The organism is Cytobacillus sp. NCCP-133 (assembly GCF_026011715.1).
GTDB lineage: Bacteria > Bacillota > Bacilli > Bacillales > Cytobacillaceae > Cytobacillus.
Genome location: NZ_BRVM01000001.1, coordinates 95,621 through 113,927, shown reverse-complemented (window position 1 = coordinate 113,927; position 18,307 = coordinate 95,621). Strand labels below are relative to the sequence as shown.

Below are 18,307 nucleotides of genomic sequence, written 5' to 3'. Positions count from 1 at the left end.
CGAGATTCAGTTAGACCAAATTAGTTTGTAAGCAGAGGAGGGAATCAAAAATGGCGACCCCTGTATCTGTCAACGAGAAGAAAGATTTTATACGCTGGTTTTTAAATCACTATCAGCTAAAAAGAAGGGAATGCGTTTGGATTCTTAATTATTTGATGAGCCATGACCAGCTGATGAAGAAAGTGCATTTTGTTGAGCAGGCACAATATTGCCCGCGCGGCTTAATCATGTCTACTCATTGTGTGGATGAAGTTCCATTCCGTTTTTACAAAGAAAATGTAATGACTACAGATGCTGAAAAATCGTTCCATGATATCCGGTTAAACCGTGATGAAGAAATATTCATTCAATTAAATTTCCACGCTTCGAACAAAGCGCATCAGTATGCGGCCGTCATGGAAGAAAATCCATTTATGCCAAAAAGCCTGCAGATCAGTGACAAGGACCGTCTTATTGCTGAAAGATTCCTGACTGAAAGCCTGGAGAAGTTTAGAAGAGAGAAGCTTCTTGAGTTAATTGATGAAGCATTGGATAATCAAGATAAAACAGCTTTTAGAATGCTGACTCAGCAGCTGAATAAATTGGAAACGATCTAAGCCTTGCTTTTTCAAAAGCAGGGCTTTTATTTTTTTTGCAAATGTTAATGAGCCAGCACCGCATGCTTAGATTTTCAGATTTGTAGCCGTTCGATGAATAGTGATATATTTAATAGGTAAATTTATATAATGGAGTGAATTAAATGAAATGGATTTCCCAGGACATTGATATGTTCCTGAAAGAAAAACAATATGTGGATACGGTTGTGATGCCGCTCCTTCCAGTATCATTCCGAGATGATATTAAACAGTCTGTCGCAATGACTGAATTTATATCTCTTCTTAGCGTTCAGCTCGAACGGCAATTTAGAGGGCGACTGATTATGCTGCCGGGGTATGCTTATTTGAAGGCAACTCCAGAACCCAAGCTTATCAGCGTCATAAACGAATGGGAAAAGGAGCTTAAAGAACAAGGATTCAAGCATATTTTCCATCTTACTGCCGACAGCTTATGGAAAGGTCTGGAAGAACGGCTGGAGGGAGGTGTTATCTGGCTGCCATCCTTGCCTTTAGAGCACATGGATAATAACTATAAGAATTCTATTGTGGAAGATCAGGTGAAGCAGCTTTTGAATTTATTTGTGCAAAAATGGCAAAGTAGTGAATAGTGGGAATTTTAAGTCACTCTATTCACATTTTTCGCCAAAGGATTATATTGACCTTACATAAAGATTGATATATCATTGTTATGTCCTAGTTTTATATTGTGTTGAATTTTGTCCGTTGGACTTAACTTCATAATAGAGGGGGGAAAAGTATGAGCAAAAATCGAGTTTCTAGACGTCAATTCCTAAACTATACACTTACTGGTGTAGGCGGTTTCATGGCAGCTGGCATGCTGATGCCGATGGTCCGTTTTGCGGTCGATCCTATATTGCAGACAGCTGGTGAGAGTGATTTTATCCCAACAAAGCAAAAAGTGGCAGAAATTACTGAAAAGCCAACAAGGGTTGATTACACTTTTGAACAGCAGGATGCATGGTACACATCCGAAGTTACCGGCACTGCGTGGGTTTATAAGGATGAGAAGGGTGAGGTAGTGGCATTGTCTCCAGTTTGTAAGCATTTAGGATGCACAGTTGACTGGAATACTGACAAATCAAATCCTGATCATTTCTACTGCCCTTGCCACGGCGGCCTTTATACAAAGGATGGGACTAACGTTCCAGGTACACCGCCGATTGCAGCACTTGATGTATTTCCTTACACAGAAAAAGACGGCTTTTTGTATTTAGGCAAAGCTGAACCGCGAAAGGAGGCGTAATCATTGTTAAACAAAATTTATGATTGGGTAGATGAGCGTTTAGATATTACGCCCATCTGGCGGGATATTGCAGATCATGAAGTACCTGAGCATGTAAACCCTGCGCATCATTTCTCTGCGTTTGTTTATTGTTTTGGCGGTCTGACGTTTTTCGTTACAGTAATTCAAATCTTATCCGGTATGTTCCTGACAATGTACTATGTTCCGGATATCAAAAATGCATGGGAATCCGTGTATTATCTTCAAAACCATGTTGCATTCGGCCAAATTGTCCGTGGAATGCATCACTGGGGAGCGAGTTTGGTAATCGTAATGATGTTCCTACATACGTTACGTGTTTTCTTCCAGGGAGCTTATAAGAAGCCCCGTGAATTAAACTGGATTGTTGGAGTGCTAATTTTCTTTATTATGCTGGCACTTGGACTGACTGGTTACTTATTGCCTTGGGATATGAAAGCTCTTTTCGCATCAAAGGTAACAATCCAGATTGTAGAATCTACTCCATTGATTGGAGAATATCTGAAAATACTTATTGCCGGAGATTCTGATATTGTCGGCGCACAAACTATTACCCGTTTCTTTGCGATCCATGTATTCTTCCTTCCGGCTGCACTGTTCGGGTTAATGGCTGCTCACTTTATTATGATCCGTAAACAAGGTATTTCCGGGCCATTGTAGGATGATTAAAAGCAGAGCGACCGCTCAGACGGCAGCAAGATCAAAAATCTTGCGACAGAGAAGCAATGCTATTTTAAAATTCTAAACTGAAACATTGCCGAAATATTCAAAAAGGAGGGGAAATCGCCCAATGCATCGTGGTAAAGGTATGAAATTCGTAGGTGACTCGCGTGTACCTGCTGAACGTAAACCGAATATCCCGAAAGACTATTCGGAATATCCAGGTAAAACGGAAGCGTTCTGGCCAAACTTCTTATTAAAGGAATGGATGGTAGGAGCTGTTTTCCTTATTGGTTTCCTCAGCTTAACAATTGCACATCAGCCGCCATTAGAAAAAATTGCTGATCCAAGTGATACAGCTTATATTCCGCTGCCTGACTGGTATTTCTTATTCCTATACCAGCTCCTAAAGTATAGCTATGCATCAGGACCTTATAATGCTATTGGGGCGTTCATTATTCCTGGACTAGCATTCGGAGCTTTATTGCTTGCTCCATTTATTGATCGCGGACCTGAACGCCGTCCATCTAAGCGTCCATTAGCTACTGGATTTATGCTATTGGCATTAGCCGGTATTACTTTCTTGACATGGGAGTCAGTTGCACATCATGACTGGGAAGCTGCAGCACAGCAAGGTAAGATTGTAGCTGAAGTAGAATTTGACAAAGAAGATGAAGGTTACAAGATTTTTGAAGCGAACGGATGTATTTCCTGTCATGGTGGAGATCTTCAGGGGGGTGCAGGTTCACCAGCCCTAGTTGATACAGGGTTAACTCCTGAGGAAGTTGCTGAAATTGCCAAGAACGGTAAAGGCGCTATGCCTGCAGGAATGTTCAAAGGCACTGATGAAGAACTTCAAAAATTGGCTGAGTTTATCTCCGGCCTTGAAAGTAAATAATAAATTGAAAGAAGCTGACGATTGTCAGCTTCTTTTTTATGCCTCATAGTTATAATAGTTGTATTATGGTAAAATAATGAAATATCATGAACAGAGAAGAGGAAGAAAAATGAAGTGGATTTATCCTTTGTTAGGAAACAGAGCGGTGTTAGTGCTCTTGCTGATTATTAACACAGCTGGCACAATTTACGGATATATATGGTACAAATGGCAGCTGGTTGATACACCTCCTATATTTTTGGCCTTTGTTCCGGATAGTCCGACTGCCAGCTTGTTTTTTGTGTTTGTCCTGATTGCCTTTTTGATGGGTAAAAACTGGCCTTTGATGGAAGTGTTGGCCATAGTAACCTTAGTTAAATATGGTATTTGGGCGGTTGTCATGAATTTGCTTGTTTACCAGGTGACAGGTGATTTGGGACCTGCTGCTCTCATGCTGATTTTTTCTCATGGAGCTATGGCTATTCAAGGCGTTTTGTATGCACCATTTTACAGGTTTAAAACATGGCATCTAGTTGCAGCGGGAATATGGACAATCCATAATGATGTGATTGATTATGTTTTTTTCATGCTTCCCCGCTATCCGATTTTGAACTTATATACCCCTCAAATTGGCTACTTTACGTTTTGGCTGAGTATCTTTTCTTTGGGCATTGCGTATTATTTAGTATTGAGGAAAGAACGGTTTAGCTTGGACTTAGCAAGTTAGCAAGAAAAAATAAATAGGTAAATATTAAGGGTTGCGTGAAATAATTTCTGGTCTAACCTTGTCCTCCTTTTCATACATATCTAGTAGTAATTTGAGGGGGGACAAGTTAATGAGGCAAAAATTCATCGCAGTCTTAGTTTTTATTTTCATGTTATTGCCTGGACAAGGGTTTGCAGATAAGACCTCACACATAGATAAGTTGGACCAGTTATCTGATGAAGCACTGCAAATGGTTAAGCTTCATCGGTACGAGGATGCAAAGAAGCTTCTGGAGTATTTTTCTGATCGATTCATTGCTGTTAACGGCAATGAAAGGCCTTTTACAATGGATGAATTGCGTATCGTAACAGTTTCACATGACGATGCTGTTCAAGCTATGGTGAATTCAGCGATGAGCCATGATGAGCGGCTGAATAATGTAACAAAATTCCGGCTGGTTATGGATGCGATTTCTTCTAATTATCAGCCTCTATGGACAGAAATGGAAAAGCCAATTATGGCTGTTTTTGGGGATGTTAAGGAAGCGGCATATAGCGGAAATAACGAAAACTTCCATTCTAATTTAAATGCTTTTTTGTCTTTATACGAAATTATTTATCCAAGCATGAAAATCGATGTAGACCCAGATAGGGTTCAAAAATTGAATGCCCGGATCAATTTTATTGATCATTATCGTCCTCAAGTCCTAACCCAGTATGCCAGTCAGCAGGAACTCGAAGCTTTGGAAACAGATTTGCAGACCATATTTGACGATATGACAGAAGATGAAACAGATCCTTCTCTCTGGTGGGTGATTATTTCGACAGGAAGCATTATCATCCTTACATTATCTTATGTTGGATGGAGAAAATATAAGGGAGATAAGGCAAGACAAAAGAATCGGTCCAGGGAGCTAAAAGATTGACTGTAAAGTATTTCAACATATACTTTTTCTAATTATCACAGCTTCAGCCTTGGTTTTAAGTTATACCCGTTTTGCTGACAGGGAATAAGGGAAATGATTAGGAATAGTACCTGAAACAGTGCTGACAGGGTAAACTTTGCTGATGCAGACACCATGATCATCAAGATAGGAGGTGGAAAAATGGGAGGATATCTCATATATTTTGCGATTATTATCATTGTGCCGCTTTGGGCGCAAATGAAAGTTAAGGGTGCTTACAGAAAATACTCCAAAGTTCCTTCTTCCACCCAGCTGAGAGGGGCGGAAGTGGCACGAAAAATTTTGGACGAAAATGGCTTGTTCCAGGTAGGTGTTGAAGAAACCAGGGGACACTTAACAGATCACTACGATCCCCGTTCAAAGACAGTAAGGCTATCAGCCACGAATTATCATGGACATTCTGTGGCAGCAGCAGCCATAGCTGCCCACGAAGTAGGGCATGCCATCCAGGATCACCAGGATTACGCATTTCTTCGCTTTCGCCATGCATTAGTGCCAGTAGCAAATCTAGGTTCAAATTTTTCATGGATCTTGATTATGATCGGCTTTTTTGCAGGAATGAGCGGGATGGTGCTGCTGGGTATTATTTTCATGGCAGCAGCCGTAGTCTTCCAGGTGATTACATTGCCCGTCGAGTTTAATGCCTCTAATCGGGCAATGGATCAGGTAGTATCCTTAGGTATTATCAGAAATGATGAAGAAAGGGAGACTAAAAAGGTTTTGAACGCAGCTGCCTTAACATATGTAGCTGCTGCGGCAGTCGCTGTGCTGGAATTGCTTCGTTTAATTTTTATTTATACTGGAATGACAAGATCCGAGTAGAAAGCTGGCTCTGTGCCGGCTTTTTTGTGATATCAGAATTTATATCCTTTGGAGATTAGATAACTGTCTAGCTCCAGGCGCCTAACCACTCGTCTTGTGCTTGAGGCCCCAAGGATGGGGGTCATGCAGACGTTGCCACAGGACGTGACGTTCATAGTCTGCGTTCCTTCGTGGGCAAGGCGCCTTGCGTTTTTCTTAATTCTGGAAAAGATGATCTTTCGGAACATATCTTTTTAATTAGCCTTATTGAAAGTTATTGTGACTCTGCCCTTTGTTTAATGGCGGAAGTCATTGGTGCATGTTAACGGAGGAGCAAATTGTCAAAGGTTTAGCGTTCAACAGGTTTTTTGTTTTCGTCTAATGTAAAGCCTTCGCCTAACACATCGTGAACGGCTGTTACCGAAACAAACGCATGGGGATCAACGGATGTAATAACGTTTTTCAAACGGATAATTTCGTTTTTTCCCACCACACAATAAAGAACTTCCCTTTCTTTTTTGGTAAAAGAACCGTGCCCTTTTAAAACAGTGACACCCCTGTCCATTTCTTTCATTATTTTTTCTGCAATTGCGCCGTTTAATTCGGAAATAATCATGGCGCCTCTTGCAGCATAAGCACCCTCTTGCATAAAATCAATCACTTTAGCTCCGACAAAAACGGCGACAAGAGTATACATAGCCTCCCGGTAGTTCAAATAAGTGATAAGCGAAAGTGCGATAACGAAAAAATCAAAAATAAACATTGTTTTACCCATGCTTACTCCTGCGTATTTATGTGTTAGTCTGGCGATAATGTCAACTCCGCCAGTCGTTCCTCCGTACCTGAAAATTGTCCCCAGGCCAATTCCAATAAATACGCCCGCGAATAAAGCAGCAAGAGTTAAGTCTTCATTTAATGGCATTTCTATTTGATAGCGCTGAAAGATCCACAAGAAAATGGAGACCCCAACTGTTCCGATAATCGTGTATAGGAATACATTTCTTCCTAAAAGCTTCCAGCCTATAAAAAAGAGAGGTATATTTAATATCAAGTTCGTATAGGAAGGATCCCACTTGAAAAGAAAGTAAAGCAGCAAAGTGATTCCGGTGAATCCTCCCTCAGCTAAATTATTTTGCATATTAAAATGAACAAGGCCGAATGAAAAAATGGCTGCTCCCAGCAAAATAAAGAAAATATTTTTAAATTTTAATCCAAAAAGCATATTATCCCTCCGCTACCTAAATATCTCAAATCCAAAGCGTATCTAATTATATAAGATACAGATTATAAGAGCAATAACATCGGAAGAAGGCATAGGAATAGACAAAATTTGCTTTTCAGGGATCTTTTTAATTAAAAATATTTGTAATGGAGCTTCGCTTTAGCTAACATGAAAAGTGAAAAACTCTGAACTGCTATAAAAGCTGAGGTGAAATAAATGCAAACCAACAAAACAATGACAGAGCTTCAAACAGAAGTAGATACATACATAAGCCAATTTAAAGAAGGATATTTCAGCCCATTGGCAATGCTTGCAAGAATGACAGAAGAACTTGGGGAGCTTTCAAGGGAAGTGAACCATTATTATGGCGAAAAACCTAAAAAATCAACGGAAGAAGAAAAGGCGATCGAAGAAGAGTTAGGGGATATGCTTTTTGTTCTTATTTGCTTTGCAAATTCTTTAAATATCGATTTGCAGGAAGCACATGATCGGGTAATGAATAAATTTAATACCCGCGATAAAAACAGATGGACAAGAATCGAGGAATAGAAGGAGAGAATAAAATGGATATAGTCAAAATTGCAATAGCCGGAGCGCGGGGAAGAATGGGCAGAGAGGCTGTCCAGCTTGTTAAAAGAACCCGCCAATATGAATTGGTTGCTGTGATTGACCATAAGAACGGAGGGGGATATCTTCGTGATTTTGATGGGTTTTCAGGAGATGACCAAATTCCGGTTTACACAGATATAGTAATCTGCTTTCAAGAACAGAAACCAGATGTTCTGATTGATTTGACTACTCCCGAAGTCGGAATGTACCATACGAAAACGGCACTTGAGCACGGTGTTAGGCCGGTTGTCGGTACAACAGGTTTTACTAAAGAAAATCTGCGTGAGCTTGAGGTTCTTTGCCATGAAAAAGGGCTTGGCTGCATTATTGCCCCAAACTTTGCTCTTGGTGCCGTTTTAATGATGAAATTTTCACAAATGGCAGGCAAATACTTTAACGATGTTGAAATTATCGAATTGCATCATGATCAAAAATTAGATGCTCCTTCTGGTACAGCAGTTAAAACAGCAGAAATGATTGCCGGCGTCAGAGAGAAAAAAGAGCAAGGGCATCCTAATGAAAAAGAAACGGTTACTGGAGCCAGGGGTGCCAACTTTGACGGCATGCACATACACTCAGTAAGATTGCCGGGACTAATAGCCCATCAGCAAGTCATGTTTGGATCCGAGGGACAAACACTAACGGTACGCCATGACTCATATAACCGTGCTTCTTTCATGTCAGGTGTGAAACTTGCGGTGGATACCGTCTTGAAAATTGACACTCTTGTATACGGGCTTGAAAATATTATGGAGTAGGAAGGAGGTTAATTGTGAATATTGCGCTAATTGCTCACGATAAGAAAAAAGATGATATAGTGCGCTTCGCCTTAGCATATAAGTCCATTCTCAACGAGCATTCTATGTTTGCAACCGGAACGACCGGTTCCCGAATCATGAAGGAAACAGGACTAAAAATTCATCGTTTCCAGTCAGGCCCTCTTGGAGGCGATCAAGAAATCGGAGCGCTAATTGCCAATAATAAGATTGATGTTGTGTTTTTCTTTAGAGATCCGCTGACAGTTCAGTCGCATGAGCCGGACGTTTCCGCGCTCGTTCGCCTGTGTGACGTATATGCTGTTCCATTAGCAACAAATATGGGGACAGCCGAGATTATTATCAAAGGGCTTGAGCGGGGAGATCTTTCCTGGAGAAAAATTGCAAGCGAAGAAAAAGGTGACATGAATGAACAGTAATACTTTGGATATTCTGGCGTTTGGCGCCCATGCTGATGATGTTGAAATCGGCATGGGCGGTACGATTGCCAAGTATGCATCAAAAGGGAAAAAAATTGGGATTTGCGACTTGACTAAGGCTGAACTATCCTCTAATGGAACGGTCGAAATACGCAAAGAAGAAGCAAGGAAAGCAGCGGAACTTTTGGGAGTAAGCTGCAGAGAGACCCTTGATTTGCCTGACAGGGGTTTATATTATAAATCTGAATACATAGCCAAAATCGCTGAATTGATCCGTAAATATCGGCCTGCTCTCGTTTTTGCCCCTTATTTCGAGGATAGGCATCCTGATCATGGCAACTGTGCCCGTCTAGTAGAAGAGGCGGTTTTTTCAGCAGGAATAAAAAAGTTTGAAACGGAAAACCGCTATACGCCCTATAAGGTGGAAAATATGTATTTTTATATGATAAATGGTTTCCATCAACCAGACTTTCTGATTGATATTTCTTCCTTCATGAATCAAAAGACAGCAAGCCTTGAGGCCTATAAAAGCCAATTTACACGAAGCGCAGATTCTTTTGAAACCCCATTGGTAAATGGGTATATTGGAATTGTCCAGGCTAGGGAAGGCCTTTTCGGAAAACAGGCAGGGGTTCAATACGCAGAGGGATTTAAAGTAAACAAGCCGCTTCTTTTGAATCGAGATTTATTTGGTGAAGGCTTATGAAGAAGCTGAAGATCGGAATTACCTGTTATCCAACTGTAGGCGGCTCCGGTGTTGTTGCAACCGAATTAGGGAAAATGCTTGCTGAAAAAGGGCATGAGATTCACTTTATATCCTCAAGCCTTCCTTTTCGTCTAAAAAGGATGTATCATAATATCTTTTATCATCAGGTTGATGTAAATCAATACTCCGTTTTTCAATATGCTCCATATGATATTGCCCTTGCAAGTAAAATGGCAGAAGTAATTAAGAGGGAGAAGCTGGACCTGGTACATGTCCATTATGCCATTCCTCATGCTGTATGTGCTATATTAGCGAAACAGATGAGCGGGATGGATATTAAAGTTGTCACTACTCTTCATGGAACGGATATTACTGTGCTTGGATACGATCCGTCCCTTACAGATGCCATCAGATTCGGCATCGAAAAGTCTGATGGTGTTACGGCTGTTTCCAATGCCTTAATTGCTCAGACCTACGATCTAATAAAGCCTGATAAGCCAATAAAAACGGTGTATAACTTTATAGATGAAAGGGTTTATCAGAAAACCGATTCAGCATATCTTAAAAAGGAATATGGCATAGCCCCTGATGAGAAAGTGTTAATCCATGTTTCGAATTTTCGCAGCGTTAAAAGAGTGCCGGATGTTGTGAATTCGTTCGCAAAAATAGCAGAAGAAGTTCCTGCAAAGCTGCTCCTAGTTGGTGACGGACCGGAGATCACCGTTATCTGCAAGCTTGTCAATGATCTTAATCTTAAGAACAAAGTCTTATTTCTTGGAAAGCAGGATAACTTGGAGGAATTATATAGCATCAGTGACCTTATGCTGCTGCTCTCTGAAAAAGAAAGCTTTGGGCTAGTTGCTTTAGAAGCAATGGCTTGCGGGGTTCCTTGCATTGGAACAAATGTAGGTGGAATTCCTGAAGTGATTGCCGATGGAGAGACTGGATATATTTGCAGGCTAGGGGATATTGATGAAATCTCCCAAAAAGCTGTAAGGCTTCTAAAGGATGCAGACCTCCACTTAAGCTTTTCTGCACAAGCCATATCGCTGGCAAAAGATGTGTTTAAAGCTGATCGAATTGTTACCCAATATGAAGAGTTCTATTATGATCTTTTAGGGAACGGTGATCGGGATGAATAAAGTATTTCTTAAGGCTGGTCCCGTTTTGGAAAAAATTGAAGCCGCCGGTTTTGAGGCTTATTTTGTAGGAGGTTCAGTCAGGGATTTTCTCCTCGAGAAAGAGATTGCCGATGTGGATATTGCCACATCGGCTAACCCAGAGGAACTGAAGTCCATTTTTTCAAAGACTCTTGATGTAGGAATAGAGCATGGTACGGTTGTGGTTCTGTTTAATGGCACTCCGTATGAAGTCACAACTTATAGGACAGAAGCTGAATATTTAGATTATAGAAGACCATCGGAAGTCCAATTTATCAGATCTCTGGAAGAAGATCTGAAGAGAAGAGACTTTACAATGAACGCCATTGCAATGGATAGAAAAGGAAGGCTCATTGATCCTTTTAATGGAAAAAAGGATATTCAACTAAAAGTAATCAGGACAGTCGGGAACCCTGAAGACAGATTTTCGGAGGATGCTCTGAGAATGATGAGGGCTGTACGCTTTTATAGCCAGCTATCGTTTGGAATTGAAAAAAACACATATAGGGCTCTTTCATTGATGGCCCATTTGCTTGAAAAAATTGCTGTGGAGCGCAAACTGGCAGAATTCAAAAAACTGCTGGCGGGCAGGAACCGAATGATGGCTCTAAGAATTATTGGTGAAACAGAACTATATAAGTACCTTCCAAAAATGTCTTCTTACAGGAAAGAACTAAGCAGTTTACCGGAGTATAAAGCAGATGGGCTTACCGAAGAGGAAATGTGGGGACTCCTTGCTTGTCTCTTTGGGGTGGACGAGCCAAATGCGGAGTTGTTTTATAAAAGCTGGAAATTGCCTGTTAAGAAAACTAGACGGCTATTGTCGATTTTAAAATGGATACACTATCGATCGAAAAATGAGTGGGGTGCCAATTCGATTTATCAGGCAGGAAGGGAATCTGCACTTAGTGCTGAGCGGATATTCAATGCACTGAAGCATATAGACATAAACAGACATGCAGACAGCCTGCTTAAGCTTTATAGTTCTTTGCCAATAAAGGATAGAAGCGAACTTCAGCTTACTGGAAATGATCTGATGAGCTGGTATGGAAAGCCTCCTGGTCCATGGATCAAAGAAGAATTGGAAAAAGCGGAAAGTGCCGTACTGAAGGGCGATATTAAAAATAGCAATGAATCCATAAGGGAGTGGCTCATGAAGTGCAATTGGAAATAAGGAAAAAAATGATTGATGCCTTTACGAATAGCAAAGAAGAATATCTATCAGGCCAGTATTTGGCAGACCTGATTGGGTGTTCAAGAACCGCTGTATGGAAGCATATTGAAGAGCTGAGAAAGGAAGGCTTTGAGTTGCAAGCTGTAAGAAGGAAAGGCTATCGAATTACAAAAACCCCTGAAAAAGTGACTGCAGATGAAATCAGGCTGGGATTGAAAACCAAAACACTTGGACGGCATATACAACACGAAGAGAGTGTTGATTCCACACAGAAAATTGCTCATCGTCTAGCCTATGAAGGCGCAGCGGAGGGGACTGTTGTGATTGCTGAAGAACAGGTCTCAGGCAGGGGAAGAATGGATCGGAGATGGTACTCCCCAAAGTCGACTGGAGTTTGGATGAGTGTTATTTTAAGGCCGAATATTCCGCCGCCAATGGCGCCGCAGCTTACCCTTATTACAGCAGTGGCTGTTGTGCAGGCGATTGAAGATCTTACTGAGTTGACACCGCAGATAAAATGGCCGAATGATATATTAATGAATGGCAAGAAAGTAACAGGGATCCTTACTGAGCTGCAGGCGGATGCAGATCGGATCATTTCAATCATTATAGGAATTGGAATCAATGTGAATCAGCAGCTGGACGACTATCCAGATGAACTTAAAAATATTGCCACTTCTTTATCAATTGAAAAAGGGGAGAAACTATCAAGGGCTGAATTGATAAAAATCATTCTTGGGAAATTGGAGAACCTATATAAGCTTTATCTGGACAAAGGGTTTTATCCTATTAAGCTTCTATGGGAAAGCTACGCTGTCAGCATTGGCAAGAACCTCACTGCCAGAACCATTACGGGAAGCATCTATGGAAAGGCTCTCGGAATTACGGATGATGGGGTCCTGATGATAGAAGACAGCAGCGGTAAAATACATCATGTCTATTCTGCAGACATTGAGCTAGATTCCTGAAAACCCGCCAGAAATTTTATATAGCCAATACTTTCTCCTTTTTGATATACTTTTTTTGGGCAGTATCCTTAAAAGAACTGCACCTTTTTATATCAACCAAAACAAATAGATATCTGCCTAGATCCAAAATGGACCGGGACAGAGGGATGAACTACTATAATGAGCTATTACAGAATCCTTCTGCCTACAGAAGGATTTTTCTGCGGCTGTAAGCCTTGATTTATTTTTAATACTCATTGGTGAAGTTTACTCCTCTTCCTAAATAAGGAGGAAGAAAGATGAAGCAAACTACTGATTTCCTAAAGATGAAAGAAAATGAGGAAAAAATTGTGATGCTCACTGCTTATGATTATCCGGCTGCAGGCCAGGCGGAGAATGCACTAGTGGATATGATTCTTGTCGGGGACTCTTTGGGGATGGTCGTGTTAGGCTATGATTCAACAGTACCTGTCACAATGGAGGACATGATCCATCACGGCAGGGCAGTCAAAAGAGGGGCAAAAAACACATTCATTGTTATAGATATGCCGTTTATGAGCTATCACTTATCCGTAAAAGATACACTACTGAATGGAGCAAGAATTATTCAGGAAACAGGCGCACATGCTGTTAAACTTGAAGGCGGAGATGAAGTTGCTGAGCATATTAAGGCATTAACGAGAGCGGGTATACCTGTAGTTGCCCATCTAGGCTTAACTCCTCAATCTGTAGGAGTTTTAGGAGGTTATAAGGTTCAGGGGAAAAATGCTGAAGCTGCCCGAAAGTTAATAGAAGATGCCAAGGAATGTGAAAGAGCGGGCGCGTTTGCGGTTGTCCTCGAATGTGTTCCTAAACAGCTAGCGAAACGGATTTCTCAGGAATTAACAATTCCAACAATCGGGATAGGGGCCGGCAGAGATACAGATGGACAGGTTCTTGTTTATCATGATGTGCTGGGTTACGGGGTTGAACGTGTTCCTAAATTTGTAAAACAATATCAAAACTTAAACCCAGCTATCCAGGACAGCCTGGCAGCATATTGTGCGGAAGTGAAGAATGGGACATTCCCTGAAGATGTGTATTCTTTCACGATGAAAGAAGAAGAGCTTCTTAGCTTGTATGGAGGCCAGCGATGAGAACGATTACAAATGTGAGGGAGATGCAAAAAATTGCTTTACAGCTTAAAAGGGAAGGAAAAACAATAGGGTTTGTACCTACCATGGGCTATTTGCATGATGGCCATCTTTCTTTATTGAAGGCTGCCAGAAAAGAAAATGATGTTACTGTACTAAGTATTTTTGTTAATCCTCTTCAATTTGGTCCTAAAGAGGATCTGGCCACATATCCAAAAGACTTTGAACGTGACAGCCAGCTGGCTGAGAATGAAGGAAATGACTTTATATTCTATCCTTCAGCAGATGAAATGTATCCGGATTCGCTTTCGGTAACTGCAAAAATACACGACCGGACAGATGTTTTATGCGGAAAGTGCAGGCCAGGACACTTTGATGGAGTTGCAACGGTTCTTATAAAGCTTTTCAATATTGTGCAGCCTGACAAAGTGTATTTTGGAATGAAAGATGCTCAGCAGGTGGCAGTGGTCGATGGTCTTGTAAAAGATTTTAATATTCCGGTGGAAATTGTTCCTGTCACAACGGTCAGGGAACAAGATGGTCTGGCAAAAAGCTCAAGAAATATAAATCTGCTTCCTGCAGAACGTCTGCAGGCTCCATCGCTTCACCAAAGCCTTAAAATCGCAGAATCTATGGTTTCAGGAGGGGAAACAAACCCTCAAATTGTGATTGCAAAAATGATGGATCATATTAAAAAAAACACAAGCGGTGTTATCGATTATATAGAAATTCTCTCCTATCCGGAGCTTAAACAACCGAATCTCCTTGAAGGGAATATAATCATCGCTCTTGCAGTTCAATTCTCAAAAGCAAGGCTAATAGACAATATGATCATTAAGCTAAAATAGGATAGCTAAAGGGGGAAGCAGCATGTTTCGGACCATGATGAATGGTAAGATCCATCGTGCAACTGTAACGGAAGCAAATTTGAATTATGTAGGAAGCATCACGATAGATACCGATATCATTGAAGCAGTAGGAATGGCACCCAATGAAAAGGTACAAATCGTGAATAATAATAACGGAGCACGCTTTGAAACATATATTATTCCTGGCGAAAGAGGTAGTGGCGTTATTTGTGTAAATGGTGCAGCAGCCCGCCTTGTTCAGGAAGGAGACATTGTCATTATCATCTCATATGGATTGGTTCCGGATGAAAAGGTGCCTTACCACGAACCGAAAGTTGCCATTATGGACAGCAGCAATCGTATAGTTGATATGATCCATGCAGAGCCGGCGAGCACAATTCTATAATGTGACCTTAGTAAAAAGTGCTGACCTTTAACGTACAGGTTCAGCACTTTTTACTTGGCTGTGAAGCTTGCATGAATAAGGGCATCATCCATGTGGAAGAAAAATAATAAGATGAAAGTTATTTGCCTTTTTCTTTTTCCGTTTTTGTGATACCGTTTGAATGACTGAATGTAGAGGTGTATGCCATGGGTAATAAATATGTGGTTGTTGATTTAGAAACGACTGGAAACGCTCCAAAGAAGGGCGATAAAATTATACAATTTGCCGCTGTGGTGATCGAAAACGGAAAAATCACGGAGGAATACTCATCACTTTTGAATCCGGAACAGCCAATTTCTCCTTTTATTGAGGAATTGACAGGGTTATCCGATGATATGGTGGAGGATGCCCCTCTCTTTTCTGTAATAGCTCCAAAGGTGCTGACCTTGCTGGATGGAGCTTTTTTTGTAGCTCATAATGTTTTATTTGATTTGTCATTTTTACAGGAGGAGTTATTGGAGTCAGGGTATAATGGATTTTATGGACCTGTCATTGACACTGTTGAACTTGCCCGAATCCTTTTACCTACTTCGGATAGCTTCAAATTGTCAGATCTCGCCATTCGGGAAGGGCTTAATCATGAACGTCCTCACCAGGCAGATAGTGATGCATATGTGACTGCAGAACTATTGCTGATTCTTTTAAATAAGCTTAAAAATCTTCCGCTTAATACGCTTGAACAGCTTCATAAGCTATCTGGCGGCTTAAAAAGCGACCTTGATATTCTATTTGATGAACTCATTTCGTTAAAAGAAAGCAAAATTGAGTATTTGCCTGATTATCTTGAAATACATAAAGGAATTGCCTTGAAAAAGGAAAAAATACCAAAAGCTCAAGAAGTTTCAGCCGTCATCGATTATCCTTATGGGGTTGAGGACAAGCAGAAGATGTTCATCAAAGCTTTTTCTTCCTATGAGATTAGGCATGGCCAGTTTAACATGATGGATTCTGTATATGCGGCATTCAAAGATAGCAAACATGCATTAATAGAGGCGGGAACAGGTGTAGGGAAATCAATTGCTTACCTTGTACCTTCCGCCATTCATGCAAATGAAAGCGGCCAGACAGTCGTTATTAGTACATATACAACCCAGCTGCAGGAACAGCTTTTGACAAAGGACATGCCGCTTCTGAAAAGGATGCTGCCATTTCCTGTTAAAGCAGCTTTGCTAAAGGGAAGAAGCCATTATATAAGCATGGCAAAATTCGCCCAAACCTTAAGGGATGATGAAGTAGATAATTATGATACAATCCTCAGCAAAATGCAGATACTTGTTTGGCTGCTTGATACGGATACCGGTGATAGTGATGAACTAAACTTGTCTAGCGGCGGCAGGATTTTCTGGAATAAAATTAAGAATGACGATACCGTGTTTCTGCATGATCGTTCATGGATTTCGAGGGACTTTTACCTAAGAGCAAGGAAGGCTGCACAAAGTGCGGATATTATTATTACCAACCATTCCATGCTGCTAACTGATTTGGTGGCACCTAGTTCTTTCTTGCCTGATTTCAGCCATGTAGTTATAGATGAAGGTCATCATTTTGTAAAAGCATCTGGAAAGCATTTTGGCCAAAAGCTTGATTATTTGACCGTTCGCCTGCTTCTTGGCCAGATTGGGCTCTTCGAACAAAAGCAGCTCTTTCATAAGCTTGAAAAACTGGCAGAGGAGAAAGCTGAAAATGTAGACCATTCCATTCACTCTTTTGAGTTAAATCAGCTGATTTCAGAAATTTTGCATGAAATGGATGAACTATTTAAAGTTATTGGTATTTATGCGAAAAAGCATTCGATAGCCAAGAAAGGCATGAATCGCTTAACTGTGCGCTTTTTCAATGGAACGAATGATAAAGAGTCAAGAGCGGTATTGGTTAGTGCAGAGCGGTTTGGTTTTTTGCTTAAAGATTTAATAAAAGGCATTGATAACCGAGTAGGGATGATGGCTAAAATTAAAGAAGCTTTAACACTTGAGGAGAAGGCCCTTATGGAGGAGGTGGCTTCCATATTGAATGATTTAAAAGGGTTAAATGAGAACATAAAATATATTTTTCAAACGACATCATCTCAATTGGTTGTTTGGATTGAGATGGATACTCGTTCTGCACAAAATGCCACAACTGTCTATTCCCAGCCTGTAAATGTATCAGAGTACTTAAAGGAGCAATTTTTCAGTAAAAAAGAAAGTGCTGTGATTACTTCGGCAACATTGTCTGTAAAAGATTCATTTCATTTTATTCTTAATGAGCTTGGCCTTGAAGAACAGCATTGCATCGTTCAACAAATATCATCGCCTTTCAATTATCAGGAACAGGTCAAACTGGTGATCCCCAATGACCTTCCAGAAGTTAATGCCGTTCCGCTGGAGGAATATGTTGCTTCCATCTCGGAGCATATTATATCCATTGGGGAAGCAACAAAAGGCAGGATGCTGATTCTTTTCACTTCTCATGAGATGCTTAGGAGAACATATGAACTAATAAAAGAATCAGGCTTTCTTGAGGATTATGCTGTAATTGCCCAAGGTGTAACAAGCGGCAGCCGTTCAAGGCTTACAAGAAATTTTCAGCGATTTGACAAAGCCATCCTGTTGGGGACAAGCAGCTTCTGGGAGGGTGTGGATATTCCGGGAGAAGACCTTTCCTGCCTAGTAATTGTCAGGCTGCCTTTCTCTCCTCCAGACGAACCCATGGTACAGGCAAAAAATGAGCAAATCAAAAGTGAAGGAAGAAATCCTTTTTCCGCAAACTCATTGCCTGAGGCGGTAATCCGCTTTAAACAGGGGGTGGGCAGGTTAATACGGACTAGCTCAGATAAGGGACTCATCGTGGTCTTTGACCGCAGAATAGTTACAACGAAATATGGGAAGGCATTTCTGGATTCCATACCACCTGTCCCGGTCCAAAAAGGAAATATTGATGATATTGTCGATTTAATTTATACTTGGTTATAAAAAATTCATATGACAGCAGAAACTATACAGT

At 40.8% G+C, this 18,307-nt stretch carries 20 protein-coding genes; 19 read left to right on the top strand and 1 reads right to left on the bottom strand.

The window, feature by feature from the left end; translation table 11 throughout:
• Positions 1–50: 50 nt before the first annotated feature.
• The 8 genes from NCCP133_RS00595 to NCCP133_RS00560 all read left to right on the top strand — a co-directional run bounded on the left by NCCP133_RS00595 (position 51) and on the right by NCCP133_RS00560 (position 5,907).
• The gene (locus NCCP133_RS00595) at positions 51–596 is read left to right on the top strand and encodes a ReoY family proteolytic degradation factor (protein ID WP_264803029.1); all 546 of its coding nucleotides are present in this window, start codon (positions 51–53) and stop codon (positions 594–596) included.
• Between the two features lie 143 nt (positions 597–739).
• A complete protein-coding gene (locus NCCP133_RS00590; RefSeq protein ID WP_264803028.1) occupies positions 740–1,204 on the top strand; it encodes a YpiF family protein in 465 nt (154 codons plus the stop codon).
• A gap of 149 nt (positions 1,205–1,353) precedes the next feature.
• Positions 1,354–1,860, top strand: a complete 507-nt coding sequence (locus NCCP133_RS00585; RefSeq protein ID WP_264803027.1) for a QcrA and Rieske domain-containing protein — start codon at positions 1,354–1,356, stop codon at positions 1,858–1,860.
• Between the two features lie 3 nt (positions 1,861–1,863).
• Complete coding sequence (qcrB, locus tag NCCP133_RS00580) at positions 1,864–2,538, top strand: menaquinol-cytochrome c reductase cytochrome b subunit (protein ID WP_264803026.1); 675 nt, start codon at positions 1,864–1,866, stop codon at positions 2,536–2,538.
• 130 nt (positions 2,539–2,668) lie between these two features.
• The gene (locus NCCP133_RS00575; protein WP_264803025.1) at positions 2,669–3,436 is read left to right on the top strand and encodes a menaquinol-cytochrome c reductase cytochrome b/c subunit; all 768 of its coding nucleotides are present in this window, start codon (positions 2,669–2,671) and stop codon (positions 3,434–3,436) included.
• A gap of 109 nt (positions 3,437–3,545) precedes the next feature.
• Positions 3,546–4,142, top strand: a complete 597-nt coding sequence (locus NCCP133_RS00570; RefSeq protein WP_264803024.1) for a DUF1405 domain-containing protein — start codon at positions 3,546–3,548, stop codon at positions 4,140–4,142.
• A gap of 109 nt (positions 4,143–4,251) precedes the next feature.
• Positions 4,252–5,046 carry a sporulation protein YpjB gene (ypjB, locus tag NCCP133_RS00565; RefSeq protein WP_264803023.1) on the top strand — a complete coding sequence of 265 codons (795 nt, stop codon included), beginning with the start codon at positions 4,252–4,254 and terminating at the stop codon, positions 5,044–5,046.
• Between the two features lie 180 nt (positions 5,047–5,226).
• Entirely contained in the window at positions 5,227–5,907 is a 681-nt protein-coding gene (locus NCCP133_RS00560; protein ID WP_264803022.1) for a zinc metallopeptidase, read from the top strand.
• Between the two features lie 328 nt (positions 5,908–6,235).
• Here NCCP133_RS00560 and NCCP133_RS00555 read toward each other — a convergent pair whose 3' ends face one another.
• Complete coding sequence (locus tag NCCP133_RS00555; RefSeq protein WP_264803021.1) at positions 6,236–7,108, bottom strand: YitT family protein; 873 nt, start codon at positions 7,106–7,108, stop codon at positions 6,236–6,238.
• Between the two features lie 216 nt (positions 7,109–7,324).
• On the opposite strand from NCCP133_RS00555, the gene NCCP133_RS00550 reads away from it, so the two are divergent.
• From NCCP133_RS00550 to dinG, 11 genes are all read left to right on the top strand, one after another.
• The gene (locus NCCP133_RS00550) at positions 7,325–7,657 is read left to right on the top strand and encodes a nucleotide pyrophosphohydrolase (RefSeq protein ID WP_264803020.1); all 333 of its coding nucleotides are present in this window, start codon (positions 7,325–7,327) and stop codon (positions 7,655–7,657) included.
• Positions 7,658–7,671: 14 nt separating this feature from the next.
• Positions 7,672–8,475 (top strand): 4-hydroxy-tetrahydrodipicolinate reductase, encoded by an 804-nt coding sequence (dapB, locus tag NCCP133_RS00545; RefSeq protein ID WP_264803019.1) that lies wholly within the window; start codon positions 7,672–7,674, stop codon positions 8,473–8,475.
• Between the two features lie 14 nt (positions 8,476–8,489).
• Entirely contained in the window at positions 8,490–8,912 is a 423-nt protein-coding gene (gene mgsA / locus NCCP133_RS00540; protein WP_264803018.1) for a methylglyoxal synthase, read from the top strand.
• Entirely contained in the window at positions 8,902–9,618 is a 717-nt protein-coding gene (gene bshB1, locus NCCP133_RS00535; RefSeq protein ID WP_264803017.1) for a bacillithiol biosynthesis deacetylase BshB1, read from the top strand. Before mgsA ends, bshB1 begins: the two co-directional genes overlap by 11 nt.
• A complete protein-coding gene (gene bshA / locus NCCP133_RS00530) occupies positions 9,615–10,760 on the top strand; it encodes an N-acetyl-alpha-D-glucosaminyl L-malate synthase BshA (protein WP_264803016.1) in 1,146 nt (381 codons plus the stop codon). Before bshB1 ends, bshA begins: the two co-directional genes overlap by 4 nt.
• A complete protein-coding gene (locus tag NCCP133_RS00525; RefSeq protein ID WP_264803015.1) occupies positions 10,753–11,952 on the top strand; it encodes a CCA tRNA nucleotidyltransferase in 1,200 nt (399 codons plus the stop codon). Before bshA ends, NCCP133_RS00525 begins: the two co-directional genes overlap by 8 nt.
• On the top strand, positions 11,937–12,920 hold the full coding sequence (locus NCCP133_RS00520) for a biotin--[acetyl-CoA-carboxylase] ligase (RefSeq protein WP_264803014.1): 984 nt from the start codon (positions 11,937–11,939) through the stop codon (positions 12,918–12,920). The genes NCCP133_RS00525 and NCCP133_RS00520 overlap by 16 nt, the downstream gene beginning before the upstream one ends.
• A gap of 278 nt (positions 12,921–13,198) precedes the next feature.
• Positions 13,199–14,035, top strand: coding sequence for a 3-methyl-2-oxobutanoate hydroxymethyltransferase (gene panB, locus NCCP133_RS00515; protein WP_264803013.1), 837 nt, complete (start codon positions 13,199–13,201; stop codon positions 14,033–14,035).
• Positions 14,032–14,880 (top strand): pantoate--beta-alanine ligase, encoded by an 849-nt coding sequence (gene panC, locus NCCP133_RS00510; RefSeq protein WP_264803012.1) that lies wholly within the window; start codon positions 14,032–14,034, stop codon positions 14,878–14,880. The genes panB and panC overlap by 4 nt, the downstream gene beginning before the upstream one ends.
• A 22-nt stretch (positions 14,881–14,902) precedes the next feature.
• The gene (gene panD, locus NCCP133_RS00505) at positions 14,903–15,286 is read left to right on the top strand and encodes an aspartate 1-decarboxylase (protein ID WP_264803011.1); all 384 of its coding nucleotides are present in this window, start codon (positions 14,903–14,905) and stop codon (positions 15,284–15,286) included.
• Positions 15,287–15,471: 185 nt separating this feature from the next.
• Positions 15,472–18,276, top strand: a complete 2,805-nt coding sequence (gene dinG / locus NCCP133_RS00500; protein ID WP_264803010.1) for an ATP-dependent DNA helicase DinG — start codon at positions 15,472–15,474, stop codon at positions 18,274–18,276.
• The last annotated feature ends 31 nt before the right edge of the window (positions 18,277–18,307 follow it).